Consider the following 18,759-nt stretch of genomic DNA (forward strand, 5'->3'; position numbering starts at 1 on the left):
CGTGTTCTCCCGATTCTTCTCCCTGTGTTTGGTGCTGGCGCTCGCCCCGGTCGCGGCGGCCGCCGAGGGTCCTCTCGACGCGTGGCTTTCCGCGCGGGCCCGGGAGCATGCTGCGTGGTTCGCCGCGCAGGCCGCCGGTGTCGAGGGGCAGACGGGCAGCCTGGGCCTGTGGCGCGAGCGCGCCGAGGGAGACCCGGGCATCCCCCACTTCGTGCCCCCGTCCTCGCTGGCGCCGCTGATCCGCGCGGTGGAGGCGAGCGTCGTCAACATCACCACCGTGGGGCCCCGGGCCGGTGGCCTGGAGGGGATGAAGAAGTCCACCGGCTCCGGCTTCGTGCTGACGCCCGACGGGCTCGTCGTCACCAACAACCACGTGGTGGCCAGCGCGCAGCAGATTGCCGTGCGTCTGGCGGATGGCCGCGAGTTCGCCGCTTCCGTGGTGGGCCGTGACGCCTCCACGGACGTGGCGCTGCTGCGGCTCAGTGGCGTGGACCTGGGTAAGCTGCCCGCCGTCTACCTGGGGGACTCGGACCGGATGGCGGTGGGCGACTGGGTGGTGGCCATAGGCAACCCCTTTGGCCTGGACCACTCCGTGTCCCACGGGATGATCTCCGCCAAGGAGCGCGTCCTGGGCGTGGGCCAGTTCGACGACTTCATCCAGACGGACGCGCTCATCAACCCCGGCAACTCCGGTGGGCCGCTCTTCAACATGAAGGGGGAGGTGGTGGGGGTGAACACCGCCATCATCAGTCAGGGGCAGGGCATTGGTTTCGCGGTCCCCAGCAACCTGGTGAAGGAGCTGCTGCCCAACCTCCGGGAGAACGGCAAGCTGGCGCGTGGGTGGCTGGGCGTCGTCATCAATGACGACGGGAGCAATGGGGGCGGTGAGCGCCAGGCCCCGCTGGTGAAGGACGTCTACAAGGGCAGCCCGGCCGCGGCCGTGGGCATCCGCCCGGGAGACCGGCTGGTGGCGGTGAACGGGCGGCCCATCGGCTCCTACCTGCAGTTGTTGCGCAAGGTGGCGCTGCTGGCGCCGGGCACCGAGGCGCGCCTGTCGCTGACGCGGGGCACTGAGACGCAGGAAGTGACGGTGCGGCTGGTGGCGCGCCCCGCGCAGGAGGCCACCGAGGGGCTCATCCAGCGGACGGCCAGCGAGGAGGAGATGGGGCTGGTGATCCGTGACCTCACACCGGAGGTGGCCGCGCCCCTGGGGGAGACGGCCTGGTCCGGCGTGCTGGTGTCGGGTGTCACGCCGCGCAGCCCGGCGGACTCGGCCGGCCTGCGGGCGGGAGACGTCGTGACGGAAGTGAACCGCCGCCGGGTGAAGGACGTGGCTGGGGTGCGCGCGGCGCTGGGGAAGGGGAGCGCCGGGGTCAGCATCCTCCTGCGGGTGAAGCGGGGCGAGGCGCTCCAGTACATCGCCATCGCCCGGTGAGGTGACGCCCGGTTAGCGCTTCTTGGCGTCCTTGCCGTGGAGCCACAGGCCCATGGCCTGGCCGCTGCGACCCTCCGTGATGAAGATGGCTTCGATGCGCGCCGTCACGCCGTGGCTCTTCCCGCCGCCCTTCTTGGGCAGGGTCCACACGCTCTGCGGGGTGAAGACAATCTGCGCCCGCACCGAGCGCGTGGAGAAGAGGCGGTTGAACATCTGCAGGTTCCACCCCGCCGGCATGTCACCGGTGACGGTGAGGTAGGGGAGGATGGGGTTGCCGTTGCCGTCCGTCTTCTTGGGCGCCCCGTGGGTGAGCGCCGAGCTGCCGCCGGGGAAGAACGGGGTGATGTTGATGCTGTACTCGCCCGTTCCCAGCGAATAGGGCCCCGGGGTGAGCATGCTGGCGTCGTCCTCGGTGACGATCATGTACAGCCGCTTGCCCTGGTACTTCTTCCGGAACGCCTCCGCGTTGGCCTTGCACTGCGAGTCCACGAAGGGGCCGTCGCACGCGCCCACGAACTTATCCAAGAAGGTCCCCAGCCCGCCCAGCGGCTCGGCTTCGTCACGCAGCTTGGCGAAGCGAGGGTCCGCGTCCGCCAGGGCAAGCGCGGGCGCGAGGAAGAGGGCGGCGGCGAGGAGGATGCGATTCACGGGCGAGGTCTCCGGGGAACAGGGGTTCAGCCCGGAATCGTGCCATTTCGGAAAGCATCCGGCACTCGTTACATGGGTGTGTGAGGGTGGATGTGGGTGAAGAACTTGCCTACATGTGGCTACCGTGTAGGTTGCGCCTGTCACCACCTGTTCCGGGAGCTACCCCCATGTTTGAGCGTCCTCACGAGCGCCGTTCCCACCTCCGTTTCGACAAGGTCTTCACCGTCTACCTCACCACCCAGGATGGGATGCTTCGGGGGGTGGGTCGCAACATCAGCGCGCGGGGCATGTTCGTGGAGGTCCGGGACCAGGTGGGCCTGGGCGAGAAGCTGAAGGTGACGTTCGCGGGCGAGGACGGGACGGAGATGACGTGCCTGTGCGAGGTCCGCTACCAGGTGGCCCTGGCCTTCGGGCGCAAGGACGGGCGCGAGGGCAGCAGCCGCGGCGTGGGGCTGCGCATCGTGGCCTATGAGACGCAGGACGACGCGCCCCTCTTGCTGGTCGACCGCGAGCGGGTGATGCACTGACGTCCGCCCGGGGCCCGTGAGGGGCTTCGCGGCCTGGCGCTTCCCGGAACAGCAGCGGGGGCCGCCCAAGCCAACCTCCGGACCCGGTGAAAACGAAAGGGCACGGCCTTCCAGATGGAGGACCGTGCCCTTCGTGTTTCCAGCGGTGGGCGGGTGCCCGTGGCTTCGACTACTGCGAGAAGCCCTCGAGGAGGTAGTGGGCCTCGATGCGCTTGAGCGCCAGAATCATGGCGGCGCAGCGGGTGTCCACCGTCTCACCGATGCAGTACTGGCGGCTGTCGTGCATCTCCGTCTTGCGCGGCTGGTTGCGCGAGATGTCGCGGATGATGCGGTAGTTGCGCTTCATGGCGCGCTCGAGCCGCTGGTCGACCTCGGCCTCGCTCCAGCGCTCCATGCGCTTGTTCTGGATCCACTCGTAGTAGCTCACCGTCACACCACCGGCGTTGGCGATGATGTCCGGGATGAGCTCGATGCCGCGCTTCTCCAGGATGCGGTCGGCCTCCGGGGTGGTGGGGCCGTTGGCGCCCTCGGCCACCAGCTTGACGCGCAGGCGCTCGGCCACGTCGGCGGTGATTTCGCCGCCCAGGGCCGCGGGGACCAGGATGTCCGCCTGGACGTCCCAGAGGTCCTTCTTCTCGATGCGCTGGGCGCCCGGGAAGCCGAGCACGCTGCGCTTGAGGTTCTTGGGGTCCTGCACGTAGGCGGAGAGCGCGGTCACGTCGATGCCGTCACCATTGAAGATGGTGCCGTCGGCGTCGTTCACCGCAAGCAGGCGGGCGCCCATCTGCGACAGGATGTTGGCGGCGTGGCTGCCCACGTTGCCGAAGCCCTGGATGATGAACGTCTTGCCCTTCACGGACTCGCCGCGGTCGGCGTAGTAGTCCTCGATGCAGAAGGCGACGCCCTGGCCGGTGGCCTTGTGGCGGCCCTCGGAGCCGCCGATGCGCACGTCCTTGCCGGTGACGATGCCGCGCAGGTTGTGGCGCTCGCGCTCACCGTCCGAGTACTGGCGGTAGAGCAGGGCCATGATGCCGGGGTTGGTGCCCACGTCCGGCGCCGGGATGTCGATGTCCGGGCCAATCATGCTCTTGAGCCGGTACATGAAGCGCAGGGTGATGGCCTCGATCTCCTCGCGGCCGTACTCGCGCGGGTCGATCTGGATGCCGCCCTTGCCGCCGCCGAACGGAACCTCGGCGATGGCCGTCTTCCAGGTCATCTCCGCGGCCAGGGCCTTGAAGAGGTCCAGGGACACCTCGCGGTGGTAGCGCAGGCCGCCCTTGTAGGGGCCGCGCGCCTGGTTGTGCTGCACGCGGTAGGCCTTGAAGCGCTGCGACTCACCGGGGACCAACTGGTACACCTTGCCGTCGGGCAGGCGCAGGTGGCCCTGGCGGATGTCCACGTCCGAGCCCAGCAGGGCGCGGCCGTTGAGGATGATGTTGCCGTTGGCCAGCAGCTCCAGGCCTTCCTTGTTGCGCACCTGCGTCTCGGGAAGGTTGGAGAAGGTGCGCGCCTTCTCCTCGGAGAGCGGGACGAGGCGGTCCTTCAGCTTCGCCGTGACGTAGAAGATGTGCTCGTAGTCCGGCTCCTCCAGCTCGAGGCGGACGCGCTTGTCCAGCGCGATGAGGTCCGCTGCACGATGGAAGATCTCCATCGCCTCGGTGTAGACGGTGCGCTTGGGCGTAGGGGCCGGGGCACGCATGAAATTCTCTTCGCTGGCCATGACGGGAGATGCTCCTTGTCGCGTCGCCGCTCGTGGGCGAGGCACGTGGGGGTAGCGGGGCCCTTATGTACATAGGCGCTCCGAGACTTCAACCGCGCCAAGCACCCGTCCTCTCCCAAGAATCTGGAGCGATAACGGGCACTTATGTCAACGCGATGTGTCACCTACGACAGACGCGGTGTGTCATCCGTGTCAGGGTGGTCAATCGTTGGGATGGTTGGAAAACCAACGATGCGGGCGGGCGGAAAACGGGCGAGGTGGCGGGGAGGGTGAGTACTCGCCTTCATTTCTGCTTGCCGGGCATGAGCCGCCATGGTACTCCCCGCGCACCTGTCGCGCCGACATAGCTCAGCGGCAGAGCAACTGATTCGTAATCAGTAGGTCCCCAGTTCAATCCTGGGTGTCGGCTCCAAGAAGAGAGAAGGGCTGGTTGCTTCAGGCAACCAGCCCTTTTTCTTTTCCGCCGCGATCGACGCTCAGGCGTTGCTCCAACCAGGCTGGGGGCCGCGACATTTTCAGCGGCCCTGCTTCCTCACCGGAACTCGTCCACGATGTAGACCCCTGCGCGGGGCGAATCGAGGATGGCTGTCCCTGGCTTGGACTCCGGGTGCTTTCGGAGCTGCCCGAACCCGAGGCGAGCCACGGCGCAGATGGGCACTGGGTCGCCACCCTTCACCGGCTGGGCCGCGTAGTACCGGATGACGACTTGCGGCCCGCCAGTCCAGACTCGGCCGTAAAGCCGTGCGGGTGCCTCCATCAGTCCGATGTTCTCCTCGAGCACGGACTCGATGTTCCCATCGTAAAGAGTGATGGGACGCGCTCGTGTTTGGTTCGCATCGAGTTGTACCCACGCGGCTTCCCCCACGAACATGCGGAGGTAGTTCATCGCCTCACGAGCCTTCTCGGGGCACGCTTGGGGCCCTGGGCTGCCATCGGGACGGACGGCGACACCACCCGTCGCGGAGCCAGGGCATCCAGTGGACGTGACGAGCAGGACGACGCAGCCCAAGAGCGCGAACTTGTCGGAGGCCATGCCCCCCGCTCTTATCTCGCAATGAGGGTGGGATCTAGCTGGACGAATGCCTGCCGCAGTCCATCGTGTTGGTAGAGCTCCAGCCAAAGGCTGGTCAATACGCCGTCGTCCACGAAAGCGGCACCGTCAGCGACAACGGCCAGCACACCAGACCCGCCGGGCATGACTTCGCGAACCGTCGCACGAACAGCGACCGCTCGGTCATGACCGCCATTCACAGTCACAAGGCGCACCCTCTTGACGCTCCAGGATTTCTCGGTGGCAAGGTTCTTGACCTTGAAGATCACAGCCGCTTTGCCTTTGCCCTTGAAGATCGTGGCATCAACTTCGGCATCCGCATCTTTGCCAGAAACGTGGTCAAAGATTGTGAACGGGGTCTGCGCAACCGCCCCCGACGCGAGCAGGGCAGCCAGGGCGTGGTCCTCGGAGGTCTCCTCTTTGCGGTAGCGTTCGTTCTCTTCCATCAGGGCGTCGTTCTTCGCGAGTGCATCAACCAGCGCGGCGTGCATCGACGCGTGGCTCTCCCGGTTCTTGAACACGTCGATCTGCTGGTCGAGGATTGGTGCCCAGTCGTTGTCTTTCTTCGGCCAAGGTGGCCTCACAAGGAACGGGACCTCCGTTCCATCCGTCAAGGTCACGACCAACGGAAGGCCGTCATCGCGGTGGAGATCCCGGATGGGCTCCAGGATGACCTTGTTGTGGACCACCGTGAGTGGTTCGAGTCGACCTTCCCAGCCGAGCACCTTCGTCTTGCTCGGGTTGACGGGCTGCTCGAAGCGCAACGTCGTGATGACTTGCCCCTTCACGTAGACGGAGTGGGTCCCGTTCTCCGGATGCTCGGAGAGCAGGATGGACCGCCGATAGTGATCGGCGGCCTGCGCACTCAACGTCGCTAGCGCTGCGAAAGTCAGGATGGACCTTGTGAATTGGGTAGGTCTCATAGCGCGAACAACCTACCAGGAGCGTGGTGGGGCAATCCACTCTTGCTCGGTGGTGTCTGAAGGGCAGTGCAACCTGGAGGGTATGGAAATTTATTTGGGATGCATGTAGTAGTATGGCTGCGCGCGAACTCTGCTGGAGCTGTCAGACCCCGGAGTCAGGCTGCAGCGCATCCTGATTCCCAGGGGTGTCTTCGGGGGATGCTATGAGATGGGTTGCAGTGGTGTCTTTGCTGCTTCTTTCAGCGGGGTGTGCGACCACTCGCATCGTCAATATCGATGCTGGAAATGGTCAGCGAGTCGTCCACGAGTCGGTAGATGTTGACCCAGTCGAAGTGAGCGAGGGCGAATTCAAGTCTGTCCTCACGCGGCTCATCCTCGACATGCGCATGGACGTTGCGTTCCGAGCGGCTGAAGCGGCGGATGAGCGAGGATGGGTGCGCTCCAGGGCCCTGATCGCGTCCTCGAAGGGCCTCGCGGATTCGGGGTCGGGGAGTTCACCTGAATCTTTGTACGCGCGCATCTGCCCCGACGCGGACGACTGCTTGACCCTGGTGGGTGGGACGGGGCTGACGTTCTCGCGAAAGGACCGGACGCTCATGGCGCTGTCCTTCGCGCTCGATACCGTATGGGAGAGCGTCGAGGCCGAGGTCGGCAAGGTGCTGAACCCAGCGGCGCTCAAGGCCCTGGTGACGTCGGCCGCGCTGACGCTGCTCCTCACGCTGGCGTTGCCCGAGCCCGTCACCAAGGTCATCGCGGTGGCGCTGACGGCGGCGATGGTGGCCTACCTGGGCGTGGTGCCCGTCTGGGAGATTGGGCGCGGATTCGTCCGGTTGTGGGATGATGCGGGGACGGCGATGAGCGTCATCGAGCTACAAGACATCGGGCATAGGTTCGGGCGGGTGCTCGGCACGAACGGCACGCGCGTCCTGGTGCTCGTCGTCATGGCGGCGCTTGGAGGAACGAACGCGATGGCGGCCCAGGGGCCGAAGCTCCCGGGCTTCCCTCAGGCCGCGATTCGAGCGCAGGCCGAGGCGGGATTTCAGCTCGGTGCGGCCATGAATGGCGGCGTCACGTCCATCGCACTTCCCGCTGCCGGTGTGTTGAACGTCGCCCTATCACCCGGAGCCGCTGCGGCCCTGGCGATGTACTCGGACGGGCGCTTCCCGGGCGACACTGAAGGGCCCGTTCACCACATCTGCACGAGCAGGAACACGATTTCCGCAGCGACTGGCGGTCCTTGGACGCCAGAGTGCGAGAGGATTTTCAAGAAGGCAGGGATGACTCTTGAGGACGCTGCAAACAAGGTGCGGCTCAATGGGCACGAGGGGCCTCATCCCGAATTTTATCACAATCAGGTGATGACTCGCCTTGAACGTTCTGTTGTGCGTTGCAGAACGACGGAGAGCTGCCGGGCCAGTTTGCTGAAGGAGCTCGCGAAGATTGCAGACGAGTTGCTTACTCCGGGCTCAGAATTGCGCAGCTTCATCGTAAAGTAGGAGGGTAAGGTGGAACGGAACTTCTATTGGGTAGGCTTGGCGGACGTGCCTCGATGGCTTGTTGAGACACCCACGCGGACATCCGGCGAAGAGTTCGACGAGCCTTGGATGTTCACAGATGGGTGCGTCCTTACAGACCCTGGCTCCATCAATTCTCAGATTTCACATCCGGGTACGAAGCGCGAGTTTGTGTTTGGAGGGGTTGAGCGCACGCCTATCGTCAGCGAAGCACTCGCGAACGTCTTCAGAACACTGGCTCCCGATGACGTCCAACTGTTTCCGGTGTCGATAGAGGGAGAGCCCGAACGGTACTTCGTCGTCAATGCAATCAGGGTGGTTGACGCCATAGACGAGGCACGGTGCCGGGAGGTGCATCACTATGACGAGGACGAACCGTCCCCTGATTACCCAGGCGAGTACAACTGGATCTACGGACTGCGAATCGATCCCTCGAAGACTGAGGGCGCGCACGTCTTTCGGCTGAAAAAGTTCAAGATCGCCTTCATTGTCTCGGAGGACATCAAGAACGAACTCGAACGGGTCGGGAATCTGGGCGTGTCGTTCGAGCGCGTGACCGAGGCTCCCGACCTTCATTGACGGTCGGGCTGATGGCCGAGCCGACGACGATTCCGATCTTCAAAGTCTATGGCTTGCCTCTGGTGTCGCGTGTGGCCCCGACCCGGAGGGCCACACGACAGCGCTCACGAAACCATTGCCGCGCTGCTTGATCCCCCTCCGAAATAGCTACACAAGATTCGGGACTTGCCCCGCTGAACGGCTACCCAGTTGCGGACCGAGCCAACGGGGATGGCAGCCCCACGGACGCTCGCAGCATCTGAGCAGTTCAGAACACTTCCCACCTGCTTAGGCTGAATTTCACGAAAGTCAGTTAAATTTCGACTGCCTTTTCGGCCTTGCCACAGGAGCGCCCATGTCGGTTCGCACCATCAGGAAGTACCTTCCGATCGTCGCAGTGACTGCTTCGGCGGTGGCCTTGCTCAGTGCCTGCGGGGAGCCTCTTTCCGCCGAAGGAAGGGAAGTCGATACGGGCGACACGGTAGTCGCCTTTGACATACCGCCTCCGACAGTGACTGGGAGCTGTTTCCAGAATGAATCATTCACAAGAATTGAGTGCTCTGGAAGTGCAAGCGGCGGCGTAACGCCGTACATCTATCAGTGGCAAATGGCACATAATCTCGATGCCAATCCAGACCCAGGTAACTTCTACTGGCGCAATGGTTCCACTACTTTCAGTGAGCCGTGCAGGTATGGCTTTTTTACAGGCGGACGATACTACACCAAGTACATCCGATTCCGCGTGCTTGACGCCAATGGCTACGTTTCAAATTTCATTGAGGAACCATTCCTCTGCTGGACGCCAAACCCGTAGGAAACCGCCGGCGCATCCCTGCGCATGCTCAATGTCCCTCAAGAGAATGCGCAGCATCGCCCGGGCCTTGCCTCGCACACCTGACCCACTCCCGGAGGTCAAGTCCCGCATCATGGGTGGTTGGTCGGGGAGGGGCAGGGAGGAAAGCTCCTTGGCGGCATCATGCTTCGGTATCCAGGTTTGATTTCAGCAGGTCGGTGGCGAGGGCGGACACGGCGCCGGAACAGGGGTCCTCCACCCGTGCAGGTTCAGGCTCACGTCGCCTTGCGACCGACGAGCTGCACCACGGCGGCCCTTCCGGTGTGCAGGGTCCCCTCGCGGACCTCGCGCGTCAGCTCACGGAGCACGGGCAACTCCAGCCCCGCGAAGTCCTCGCGCAGGGCTTCCGCCGTGTAGAGGAGCTCCTCTACAGGCGGGCCGCCCGTGCGGAAGCCCAGCTGAGCGGGCGTGTACGCTTCGAGGAGGACCAGGCCACCGGGGCGGAGGCTCTTCACCAGCGCGCCATGCACCCGCCGCCGCAGTGCGGGGGGCAGGTGACAGAAGATGACGATGGCCGCGTCCCACGCCTCCGGCGCGAAGGTGAAGTGCGCCAGGTCGCTGACGCGCGTCTCGATGTTGACGCCGCGCTCGTCTGCCAACTGCTTGGCCTTCTGGAGTCCCACGCTCGACGCGTCCACGGCGGTGACGGCGTGGCCCAGGGAGGCGAGGTAGACGGCGTTGCGGCCCTCACCCTCACCGAGGCTCAGCACGCGCCCGCCGGGAGGGAGGCGCGAGGCCATCTCCACGAGGAAGTCGTTGGGCTGGGTGCCATAGACATACGCCGGGTGACTGAAGCGTGCGTCCCATTGAGCGGCTGCGTCGGGGGGCTGCTCGGCCATGGTGCTCCTCCTGGAGTTCTGCGTGACGTCAGTGGGCATTCTGCGTCGTGGCGGCGCCGCCCCCCAGCCCCAACGCTTCCCGGTTCTTGAAGAAGATGAAGACGCCCATCACGACGAGGAAGCCGGAGAAGGCTGCCTTGAGCGTCGCCTGGGAGACGAAGTGGGACGCCCAGGTGCCCAGCAGGATGCCCACCACGGCGATGGCCGTGAAGATGCCAAGGGAGACCCAGGGCACCTCGACGTGGCCGAGGTAGCCGGCGAAGCCCACGAGGGAGTTGAGGGCGATGACGAGCAGGCTGGTGCCCACCGCCTGCTTCATGGGCAGGCCCACCAGCAGCACCAGCGCCGGGACGATGAGGAAGCCGCCGCCCACGCCGACCAGACCGGTGAGGCCCCCCACCCCGAGGGCGGCCAGGGCCATGAGGGGGAAGGACGCCTTCTTGGGCTCGGGCGCCTGCACGGAGTCCTTCCGGCCATTGCGGAACATGAAGACGGCGGAGACGAGCATCACCGTGGCGAAGAGCAGCAGTTGCGTCGTCCCGGAGATGAGCGCGGACAGGCGCGCCCCGGCGTAGGTGCCCGCCATGGCCACCGCCCCGAAGACGAGGGCCGCCTTCCACTGGACGTTGCCCCTGCGCCAGTGGCTCGCCGCGCCGAAGAGGCTGGTGATGCCCACCACGGCCAGTCCCATGGCGATGGACTCCTTGGCCCCGAAGCCCATGACGTACACGAGGATGGGGACGGTGATGATGGAGCCACCGCCGCCGAGCAGGCCGAGCGACAGGCCCATGAGCGCCGCGAGGGAGAAGCCGAGAAGGGGCATGGTGTTCGTCCTGTCGCGACGCGCGCTCAACCTTGGGGCCGCGGCGCGAGCGGCTCGCGCACGGCGAGCATCCCGCCCGCCAGGTTGAAGAGGTGTTTGAAGCCGCCGTGGGCGAGCAACCGCGCCGCCTGCGCGGAGCGCCCGCCCGAGCGGCAGATGAGCAGCAGCGGCGCCTCGCGCGGCCACGCGCTGGCGGCGGCCTCAAGTGTGGCCAGGGGGATGAGCTCGGCTCCGGGCAGGTGGCCCAGGGGGCCGGTGTACTCGTCCGGCTCGCGCACATCGATGCGCCGCACCTCGGGGCCGAGCGTGTCGAGCTGCGAGGGCGTGATGTCCTGATAGGGGCGGAGTGTCATGGTCGGGACTCCTGCGAAGTGGCCAGGGGACTCAGGCCCCCTGGGGTGAGGGCGCCGTGTGCCCACAGGCGCGGTTGGCCGGGACGGCGGCGTCAATCAGCTTGGGCCTGGGCAGGTTGAGGTTCTCCATGATGTGGATGAACTCCTCCCGGCTCTTGCCGGCCACGCGAGGGTTGTGCCGCTTCTCCTCGGCGATGCTCGTCACCGTGCGGCCCTTGTAGTCGTGGCCGGGGTAGACGAGCGTCTCATCGGGGAGGGTGAAGAGGACGCGCGTGAGGCTGTCGTAGAGCTGGCTCGCGTTCCCGTTCTGGAAGTCGGTGCGGCCGTTGCCGCGCACGAGCAGCGCATCCCCGGTGAAGACGCGGTCGCCGAGCAGGTAGCTGATGCTGTCGTCCGTGTGCCCCGGGGTGGCGAGCACCTGGAAGACGAGCTGCCCGACGCGCACCTCGTCCCCGTGGCGGACCTGGACGTTGGCGCAACTGGCGCCGTTCACGCTCCCCACCACCGTGGCCTGCGTGCGCTCCCGCAGCGCGCCCGATGCGGTGATGTGGTCGGCGTGGACGTGGGTGTCGAAGACGTGGGTGAGGGTGAGGTCCAGCTCGGCCACCATTTGCAGGTCGCGGTCGACCTGCTCCAGCACGGGGTCGATGAGGACGGCCTGGCGCGTGGCCTCGTCGCCGATGAGGTACGTGTACGTCGAGGACTCGGAATCGAAAAGCTGCCGGAAAATCATGTCGAAGCCTCCTGTCCATGAGAGGCCGGGGCGTGGAAGAAGGATTCAGGCCCTGCTGAATCCATTCTCAGGCCCTGCTGAATCCTTTCTTTGGAGCCTGGCTCTCACGCGACATGACTTCCTCCATCCTCCTTCCTCTCCTGGGCGGGGCCCTCATCGGGCTGAGCGCCTCCCTGTTGCTCCTGGCCAACGGCCGGGTCGCCGGCATCAGCGGCGTGGTGGGCTCGCTGCTGGCCCCCGTGCGCGGTGACGTCGCCTGGCGCGTGCTCTTCTTCGCCGGGCTGCTCGCCGGAGGGCTGCTGCTCGCCTGGTTGCGCCCCGGTTCCTTCCCGGCGCCCTCGACTCCTGGCGCGGGCGGCCTCTGGCTGCTGGTGGGGGCCGGACTGCTGGTGGGGTTCGGCTCGCGGCTGGGCAACGGCTGCACCAGCGGACACGGCGTCTGCGGCATCAGCCGGGGCTCGGTCCGCTCCATCTCCGCCACGCTCACCTTCATGGCCACCGGTGTCCTCACCGTCTTCCTGGTCCGCCACGTCCTCTAGAGAAAGCCCCCATGCGTTCCTCCCTCAGTGCGTTCCTCAGCGGCCTCATCTTCGCCATTGGCTTGGGCCTCGCAGGCATGACGGACCCGGCCAACGTCCTCGGCTTCCTCGACATCGCAGGCGACTGGGACTACCGGCTCGCATTCGTGATGGGCGGCGCCATCGCCGTTCACGCGGCGCTGCGGCCCCTCATCCACCGGCGCGCGCAGCCCCTGTTCGCCACCAGGTTCCCTGCGTTCGCCGCCAGCAAGCCGGACGCGAAGCTCCTCGTGGGCTCGGCCCTCTTCGGCGTGGGCTGGGGGCTGGCCGGCTACTGCCCCGGTCCCGCGCTCACCTCGCTGGCGACCGGGGCCTTCCCGTTGCTCGTCTTCGTGCCCGCCATGTTCGCGGGCTTCTACCTCGCGCAGGTGCTGCAGGCGCGGAGCGGCGTAGGCGCACCGCGTCCAGGGGCTCCGCACGTGGGCGCCACGCCCGCTCAGTAACCCCGCGTCCGCCACGCGGAAGGCGAGGGCGCTCCTCCTTCTCGAGCGCCCTCGTCCTTTTCCGGGAACCTTTCACCCGCCCCACCGTGTCCTCATGCCCGTGAGCGCCCGCGCCTTCATCGAACGTGCCCTGGAGCACCTGCCCGTCTTGAGGCGGGTGGGGCGTCGGCTGACGGGCAGCGCCGCGGAAGCAGATGACCTGGTGCAGGAGACGCTGACGCGCGCCCTGGAGCAGCGCGGTGCGCTGAGAGAGACCGAGCGCCTCAAGGCCTGGCTGCTCGCCGTACAGCGCACCGTGTTCCTCAACTCCCGCCGGGGTCTGCGGCCTCACCTGGAGGTGCTGGAGGGCGGGCTGGGCCGGGCGCTTCCTCCGGAGCCATCCGCGGACCTGGAGGCGGAGCTGCACGCCCGCACCTTGAGTGCGGGGATGCAGGCGGCGCTCGACTCCCTGGCGCCGGAGTGGCGCGACACGTTGTGGCTGCGGGAAGTCGAGGAGCTGAGCTACGAGGAGATTGCTCAGGTGCAGGGCTGCCCGGTGGGCACCGTGCGCTCGCGGCTGGCGAGGGCGCGGCTGGCGATGCTCGACTTCCTCGAGAAGGAGAAGGTCCATGGAAGCCTGTAGCCCCCAGTGGCAGGAGCGTCTCTCCGCGTGGTTCGACGGTGAGGTCCAGGCGCATGAACAGCAGGCGGTGGCGCACCACCTGTCCCGATGCGCAGGCTGTGCCCGGGAGGCTGCCCGCTATGCGTCGCTGCGGCAGGCGCTGAGAGCGGAGGGCTCCGCGGAGCAGCAAGTGCCGCCCGAACTGGAGGAGCGTGTCACGCGGCTGGTGACGCGCCCCCGGCCGTCCTTTCCCAGGCGGAGGCTGGCGGCGGGCCTGGCCGCGGTGCTCGCGTCGGTGGGGGTCCTCTGGACGTCATGGCCCAGTGGCATGAACGAGGCGCTGGCGATGGACCTCGAGCGGCATCACCTCAAGGCCTTCTCCCGGATCGCCCCCTGTGAGTTCGAGTCCTCGGACCCGGCCGAGGTGAAGGCGTGGGTGGAGCGGGAGGTGGGCTATCCGGTGGATGTGCCGGTGGTGCCAGGCGCGACGCTGCTGGGTGCCCGTCGCTGCCGGTTGCATGGAAAGCTCTCCGCCTCGTTGCTGTACCGGCACGAGGAGGGCAAGGCGATGACGCTCTTCCTTCCCCTGCCGGGCTCGGCGGCGGCGCAGGAGGCGGCCCGCTTCGCTGGTGACGGGCCTCGGTGCACGCAAGGGCCCGTGGGCGAGCGTATCTGCGTGCTGCCTGGTGGGGGCGAGCGGGCCGCGCTGGCCGTCTCCGAAATGGAGCCCGCGGTGCTCCTGGCCGCGCTGGCCCGCCTCTCTCCCTGAGGCGGCTGGGGCGGGGCCCTGCCGGAAGCGGCGGCCGAACCGTCCCCGCCGGCCGTTGGGGGAGGCGGGAGTGCGCGCGTTTGCGTGCCCTTGTCGCAGCCGGGCTGCCGGGCGGGAAGGGCGCTGAATCCTTCAGCCATCGCCATGGCTCTCACCAGGCTGTACGCACTTCCCGGGGCCCAGTGGCCACCGGTGTCGCTTGGAGCCGCGCCATGAAGGTCATTTTCGTCGTCGCCGCCGCCGTGTTCATGGGTCTCTTCTTCACCGCCTGTACGCGCCCGCGTCCGGGTGACGCCGCGGTGGGGTCCGAGGCCCGCCGCAGGGTGGAGGCAGGCGCCACGCTGGTGGATGTCCGCACGCCCGAGGAGTTCGCCTCCGGTCACCTGCCCGGCGCGGTGAACATCCCGGTGGATGAACTGGCACGGCGGTTCGGAGAGCTTGGCTCGCTGCAGACGCCCCTGGTTGTCTACTGCCGCAGTGGCGCACGCAGCGGCCGTGCCGAGCGCCTGTTGAAGGAGCAGGGGTTCCAGGACGTCTTCAATCTCGGCCCCATGTCGACGTGGCCGTGATGCGCGAGGCGTTCGAGGTGAGCCGCCGTCCGGGAACTTCGCGCGGCGCACCTCGTGTCACTTCCGCTGTCTCCTTTCACTCCTCGCAAGGTGCTCCACGATGTCCCGTCTCCTGTCCGCGCTCGGCGCGCTGCTCGTCCTGGCCTCAGGCTGTGCTTCATCCCGGCCTCCGGTCACCGCCAGCGCTCCCACGTCTCAGCGCCAGCAGCTCACCGTCATCTACGTGGCGGACCTGCACGCGCAACTGCGCGCCCACCCGGAGCTCTTCTGGAACGATGGGAAGGAGCGCATCGAGATGGCGGGCGGATTCGCCCGCGTCGCCGCCGCCATCCAACAGATTCGGGCCGAGCGCGGTGGTGACGTGCTGGTGCTCGACGCCGGCGACACGATTCAAGGTTCGGGCGCGGCTGCTCTCACCGAGGGCGGCGTCCTCATCGAACCGCTCAATGCGCTCGGGCTGGACGGCGCGGTGCCCGGCAACTGGGAGGTGGTGTACGGCCCCGCGGTGCTGCGCCAGCGCGCGCGTGAGCTGAAGCATCCGCTCTTCGCTGCCAACCTGCGTGACGCGGCCAGCGGTGAACGGCTCTTCCCGCCGTACCTGGTGAAGGAGGTGGGCGGGGTGAAGGTGGCCGTGGTGGGCTTCACGGACCCGGACGTCCCGCGCCGTCAGCCCCCGGGGTACAGCAAGGGGCTGCGCTACGACGGCCCGGAGGCGCTGCCGGAGCTGGTGCGCGAGGTGCGCGAGCGCGAGGGCGCCCAGGTGGTGCTCTTGATGTCGCACGTGGGGCTCGCCAAGGCCGTGGGGATCGCCGCCCGGGTGCCGGGCGTGGACGCCCACCTGTCCAGCGACACGCATGAGCGCACCTATGTCCCCATCGAGCAGGGCGGAAGCTGGGTGGTGGAGCCCGGCGCCTTCGGCTCCTTCCTCGGCCGGATGGACTTGTGGCTGGAGGACGGGAAGGTGGTGGACCGCCGCTGGGAGCTCATCGAGCTGACCGCGTCGCGCTTCCCCGAGGACCCGGAGATGGCGCGGCTCGTGGACGCCGCGCTCGCGCCTTATGACGAGCAGCTGTCCTCGCCGGTGGGGCACACCGACGTGACGCTCGCGCGCTACGCGGTGGTGGAGAACCCGCTGGACAACGTGCTGGCTGACGCCATCCGCGCCGCTGGCGGGACGGAGATTGGCCTCTCCAACGGCTTCCGCTTCGGCACGCCGCTGCTGCCCGGGCCCGTGCGTGAGGCGGACCTGTGGAACTTCTTTCCCATCACCAACAAGCTGAAGACGGGCAAGGTGAGTGGCCGTCAGCTTCGCGCCTTCTGGGAGCAGGAGCTGGAGAACGTTTTCGCGAAGGACCCGGAGAAGCGCTTCGGCGGGTGGCTGCCGCGCCCCTCGGGGATGACGGTGCGCTTCCGCTCGGAGGCCCCCAAGGGGCAGCGCCTCCTCGCCCTGGAGGTCGCTGGCGAGCCGGTGGTGGATGAGCGCCTCTACACCGTGACGGCCTGCGAGCGGGAGGGGGACTCGCCGGACATGCTCTGCCGCATCCCCGGGGTCCAGGATCCGCAGGTGCTCGACATGGACGCGCACGAGGCGGTGCGCCGCTTCCTCGCTGGCAAGCCGCGACTGCGCGAGTCGCTGGAGGGCCGCGCGGTGGGCCTGGACCTGCCGGCCGTGCTCCGCACCCAGCAGGTTCAACCGTGAGCGCGACTTCCCCCCACCGTCCCCCTGAAATGACTGCACCTCTCGCCACTTCCGACTCGATTTCCGCCGCGCCTCCGCCTGGAGGCCCCTGGCGCCGGCGGCTGCCGGGGCTCGGGCTCGCCGCTGGTCTGGCGGTGGTCAGCTACGGGCTGGCCACACTCCCCGGCCTCAAGGTGGTGGGGCCCCTCACGGTGGCCCTGCTGATTGGCATCTCACTGCGGACGGCCCTGGGGCTGGCCCCCGGCCTGATGGAGGGCACGCGCTACTCGGCGCGCACGGTGCTGCGGTTGGGCATCGTGTTGATGGGCGCGCGGCTCGACTTCGGGCTGGTGGCGAAGGTGGGCCCTCGCGTGCTGCTGCTGGCCCTGGCCGTCATCGTCGGCGGCATTCTGGGCATCCGCTGGGTGACGAAGCGCTTCGGCGTGCCGGAGAAGCTGGGCACGCTGCTGGCGGTGGGGACTTCCATTTGTGGCGCCAGCGCGGTGGTGGCCGCCAGCTCCGTCACCCGCGCGGAGGAGGAGGACACCACGCTGGCGGTGGGGCTGTGCGGAATCCTGGGCACGGTGGGCGTCCTCTTCTACGTCTTCGTGGGGCCGCTGCTGGGGCTGAGCACCGCGCAACTCGCCATCCTGTCGGGCGCCACGTTGCATGAGGTGGCGCAGGTGATGGCCGCGGCCTTCACCTGGGGCACCTCCGCCGGGGACCTGGGCACGCTGGTCAAGCTCACCCGCGTGGTGCTGCTGGCCCCCGCGCTCGTGGTGCTGGGGCTGGTCTCCGGCGCGGGCGGGCAGGTGCGCTATTCGCTGAAGGAGCCACCCATTCCGTGGTTCGTCATCGGCTTCCTCGCGGTGGGCGTGCTGGGCACGGTGGGCGTGTTGCCCGCCGCCGCCAAGGCGTGGCTCTCCACCGCCAGCGTCTTCCTCATGGTGATGGCCATGGCGGCCATGGGGCTTGGCACCCACCTGAGCATGGTCCGCCGCGCGGGCATGCGGGTCGTCTACGCGGGCCTCGTTGGCTTCGCCGCCCTCGCGCTGGCCGCCTGGGGGCTCATCCATGTGCTGTCCATCCAGTAGTCCTCGAACCCGTCGTCCTCGAACCACATCGGAGTCCATCCAGATGAATCGCTTCCTGCCGTTGCTCGTCATCGCGCTCGTCACCGCGCCCCTGGCCTCGCTCGCCGCGCCGCCGTCCCAGCCCGCGAAGAAGGAGGTGCCCGCTCGCCAGGGCAAGCTCGTCTTCGTGGCCACCACGGGCCTGGAGGACCTCGGCACCCTCTCCAGCTCCCTCCGGCACGTGAAGAACGCCAAGGAGTCGGGCTACCTCTCGGACGTGGTGTGGCTCACCTACGGCCGCGCGGTGGTGGCGCTGGACCCGACGGTGAAGGCCGTGCCGGCGGAGGTCCGTGAGGCGGCCCAGGCGGCGAAGGCCGCTGGCGTGCGGCTGGTGGCGTGCGGCACCGCGCTGCAGAAGTTTGGCATCGACCCGAAGAAGCTCCAGCCCCAGGCTGACGTGGTGGACGATGGCGTGGCGGAGCTGTCGCGCCTGGTGGCCGAGGGCTACCAGGTCATCCGCTACTAGCGAGTCGTGGCCCCCATGGAGCGCGCGACGCGCAGGACGCGGACCGTGCTGTCCCTCTGTCTCCTGGCCCTGGCCGGCATGGCGCGGCCGGGCCGGGCCGAGGAGGTGGTGGAGGAGGGGCCGCGGCTGGAATTCAGGGAGGCGCTCCAGCTCCGAATCGACCAGGGGCTGAGCGCCGCGGGCGCCGCCGCCGTGAGCCTGCGACGTGGGCGGGTGGGGCTCCACCTGACCGGGTCGCCGTGGGTGCGGGGCGGACTGGAGGTGTCGTTCGACCGGCTCGTCCTCCTGCCCGGTCCGCTCCAGGGGCCGCCGCTGGCCCTCCATGAGGCCAGCGTCACCTTCACCGTGATGCCCCAGCGTGCCTGGCTGAGCGTGGGGCTGTTCCGGCCGCAGGTAGGCCGGGAGAGCCTCACCAGTGGCTTCGAGGTGGACTCGCTGGACAAGGCCATCACACAAGGCCCCCTGCGCGAGCACCTCACCGGGACGGAGTCGGGGCGCGCGCCAGGGGTGCTGGCTCTTATACACATCTGACGCTGCCGACGAAC

General features: G+C 67.7%; 21 protein-coding genes and 1 tRNA gene. 14 read left to right on the forward strand and 8 right to left on the reverse strand.

The features are described from left to right. Nucleotide 1 precedes the first annotated feature (1 nt). Entirely contained in the window at nucleotides 2-1,435 is a 1,434-nt protein-coding gene (locus tag FMQ63_RS23335; RefSeq protein WP_011554332.1) for a trypsin-like peptidase domain-containing protein, read from the forward strand. A 12-nt stretch (nucleotides 1,436-1,447) separates the two neighbouring features. Here FMQ63_RS23335 and FMQ63_RS23340 read toward each other — a convergent pair whose 3' ends face one another. Continuing rightward, nucleotides 1,448-2,083, reverse strand: coding sequence for a DUF6066 family protein (locus FMQ63_RS23340; protein WP_011554331.1), 636 nt, complete (start codon nucleotides 2,081-2,083; stop codon nucleotides 1,448-1,450). Nucleotides 2,084-2,250: 167 nt separating this feature from the next. On the opposite strand from FMQ63_RS23340, the gene FMQ63_RS23345 reads away from it, so the two are divergent. Beyond that, nucleotides 2,251-2,610: a PilZ domain-containing protein gene (locus tag FMQ63_RS23345; protein ID WP_013940932.1), complete on the forward strand. Its 360-nt coding sequence runs from the start codon at nucleotides 2,251-2,253 to the stop codon at nucleotides 2,608-2,610. Between the two features lie 169 nt (nucleotides 2,611-2,779). On the opposite strand, the gene FMQ63_RS23350 is transcribed toward FMQ63_RS23345, so the two are convergent. Next, nucleotides 2,780-4,330, reverse strand: coding sequence for a Glu/Leu/Phe/Val dehydrogenase (locus FMQ63_RS23350; protein WP_020478660.1), 1,551 nt, complete (start codon nucleotides 4,328-4,330; stop codon nucleotides 2,780-2,782). A gap of 337 nt (nucleotides 4,331-4,667) precedes the next feature. Here FMQ63_RS23350 and FMQ63_RS23355 point away from each other — a divergent pair. Beyond that, a tRNA-Thr gene (locus FMQ63_RS23355) sits at nucleotides 4,668-4,742 on the forward strand. Nucleotides 4,743-4,862: 120 nt separating this feature from the next. Here the strand turns inward: FMQ63_RS23355 and FMQ63_RS23360 are convergent. Next, nucleotides 4,863-5,363 carry a hypothetical protein gene (locus tag FMQ63_RS23360; RefSeq protein WP_020478659.1) on the reverse strand — a complete coding sequence of 167 codons (501 nt, stop codon included), beginning with the start codon at nucleotides 5,361-5,363 and terminating at the stop codon, nucleotides 4,863-4,865. Between the two features lie 11 nt (nucleotides 5,364-5,374). Further along, nucleotides 5,375-6,304 (reverse strand): DUF2381 family protein, encoded by a 930-nt coding sequence (locus tag FMQ63_RS23365; RefSeq protein WP_011554327.1) that lies wholly within the window; start codon nucleotides 6,302-6,304, stop codon nucleotides 5,375-5,377. Nucleotides 6,305-6,507: 203 nt separating this feature from the next. On the opposite strand from FMQ63_RS23365, the gene FMQ63_RS23370 reads away from it, so the two are divergent. The 3 genes from FMQ63_RS23370 to FMQ63_RS23380 all read left to right on the forward strand — a co-directional run bounded on the left by FMQ63_RS23370 (nucleotide 6,508) and on the right by FMQ63_RS23380 (nucleotide 9,190). Then, nucleotides 6,508-7,800 (forward strand): AHH domain-containing protein, encoded by a 1,293-nt coding sequence (locus FMQ63_RS23370; protein WP_026113893.1) that lies wholly within the window; start codon nucleotides 6,508-6,510, stop codon nucleotides 7,798-7,800. 9 nt (nucleotides 7,801-7,809) lie between these two features. Continuing rightward, a complete protein-coding gene (locus tag FMQ63_RS23375; RefSeq protein WP_225909329.1) occupies nucleotides 7,810-8,397 on the forward strand; it encodes a DUF1629 domain-containing protein in 588 nt (195 codons plus the stop codon). A 334-nt stretch (nucleotides 8,398-8,731) separates the two neighbouring features. Then, nucleotides 8,732-9,190 carry a hypothetical protein gene (locus FMQ63_RS23380; RefSeq protein WP_141276719.1) on the forward strand — a complete coding sequence of 153 codons (459 nt, stop codon included), beginning with the start codon at nucleotides 8,732-8,734 and terminating at the stop codon, nucleotides 9,188-9,190. A gap of 254 nt (nucleotides 9,191-9,444) precedes the next feature. On the opposite strand, the gene FMQ63_RS23385 is transcribed toward FMQ63_RS23380, so the two are convergent. From FMQ63_RS23385 to FMQ63_RS23400, 4 genes are read right to left on the reverse strand one after another with little or no spacing between them, the layout of a single operon-like run. Next, entirely contained in the window at nucleotides 9,445-10,068 is a 624-nt protein-coding gene (locus FMQ63_RS23385) for a class I SAM-dependent methyltransferase (RefSeq protein WP_011554325.1), read from the reverse strand. A 28-nt stretch (nucleotides 10,069-10,096) separates the two neighbouring features. Beyond that, nucleotides 10,097-10,891 carry a sulfite exporter TauE/SafE family protein gene (locus tag FMQ63_RS23390; RefSeq protein WP_011554324.1) on the reverse strand — a complete coding sequence of 265 codons (795 nt, stop codon included), beginning with the start codon at nucleotides 10,889-10,891 and terminating at the stop codon, nucleotides 10,097-10,099. Between the two features lie 26 nt (nucleotides 10,892-10,917). Continuing rightward, nucleotides 10,918-11,244, reverse strand: coding sequence for a rhodanese-like domain-containing protein (locus FMQ63_RS23395; RefSeq protein ID WP_011554323.1), 327 nt, complete (start codon nucleotides 11,242-11,244; stop codon nucleotides 10,918-10,920). Between the two features lie 31 nt (nucleotides 11,245-11,275). After that, nucleotides 11,276-11,977: an MBL fold metallo-hydrolase gene (locus FMQ63_RS23400; protein WP_011554322.1), complete on the reverse strand. Its 702-nt coding sequence runs from the start codon at nucleotides 11,975-11,977 to the stop codon at nucleotides 11,276-11,278. A gap of 113 nt (nucleotides 11,978-12,090) precedes the next feature. Between FMQ63_RS23400 and FMQ63_RS23405 the strand changes: the two genes are divergently transcribed. The 8 genes from FMQ63_RS23405 (at nucleotide 12,091) to FMQ63_RS23440 (ending at nucleotide 18,214) form a co-directional block, all read left to right on the forward strand. After that, complete coding sequence (locus tag FMQ63_RS23405; protein ID WP_011554321.1) at nucleotides 12,091-12,516, forward strand: YeeE/YedE family protein; 426 nt, start codon at nucleotides 12,091-12,093, stop codon at nucleotides 12,514-12,516. A gap of 11 nt (nucleotides 12,517-12,527) precedes the next feature. After that, nucleotides 12,528-12,998, forward strand: coding sequence for a DUF6691 family protein (locus tag FMQ63_RS23410; protein ID WP_011554320.1), 471 nt, complete (start codon nucleotides 12,528-12,530; stop codon nucleotides 12,996-12,998). Nucleotides 12,999-13,092: 94 nt separating this feature from the next. Further along, nucleotides 13,093-13,620, forward strand: a complete 528-nt coding sequence (locus tag FMQ63_RS23415; protein WP_011554319.1) for an RNA polymerase sigma factor — start codon at nucleotides 13,093-13,095, stop codon at nucleotides 13,618-13,620. Beyond that, a complete protein-coding gene (locus tag FMQ63_RS23420; protein ID WP_011554318.1) occupies nucleotides 13,607-14,368 on the forward strand; it encodes an anti-sigma factor in 762 nt (253 codons plus the stop codon). The genes FMQ63_RS23415 and FMQ63_RS23420 overlap by 14 nt, the downstream gene beginning before the upstream one ends. A gap of 212 nt (nucleotides 14,369-14,580) precedes the next feature. Next, nucleotides 14,581-14,937, forward strand: coding sequence for a rhodanese-like domain-containing protein (locus FMQ63_RS23425; RefSeq protein ID WP_011554317.1), 357 nt, complete (start codon nucleotides 14,581-14,583; stop codon nucleotides 14,935-14,937). Nucleotides 14,938-15,037: 100 nt separating this feature from the next. After that, complete coding sequence (locus FMQ63_RS23430) at nucleotides 15,038-16,636, forward strand: bifunctional UDP-sugar hydrolase/5'-nucleotidase (RefSeq protein WP_011554316.1); 1,599 nt, start codon at nucleotides 15,038-15,040, stop codon at nucleotides 16,634-16,636. Nucleotides 16,637-16,665: 29 nt separating this feature from the next. Continuing rightward, complete coding sequence (locus FMQ63_RS23435; RefSeq protein ID WP_011554315.1) at nucleotides 16,666-17,709, forward strand: YeiH family protein; 1,044 nt, start codon at nucleotides 16,666-16,668, stop codon at nucleotides 17,707-17,709. Nucleotides 17,710-17,752: 43 nt separating this feature from the next. Continuing rightward, nucleotides 17,753-18,214, forward strand: a complete 462-nt coding sequence (locus FMQ63_RS23440) for a DsrE family protein (protein WP_225909328.1) — start codon at nucleotides 17,753-17,755, stop codon at nucleotides 18,212-18,214. Nucleotides 18,215-18,759 lie beyond the last annotated feature (545 nt).

Origin of the sequence: Myxococcus sp. CA005 (assembly GCF_006518205.1) — a bacterium.
In the GTDB taxonomy this organism is placed as follows: domain Bacteria; phylum Myxococcota; class Myxococcia; order Myxococcales; family Myxococcaceae; genus Myxococcus; species Myxococcus xanthus.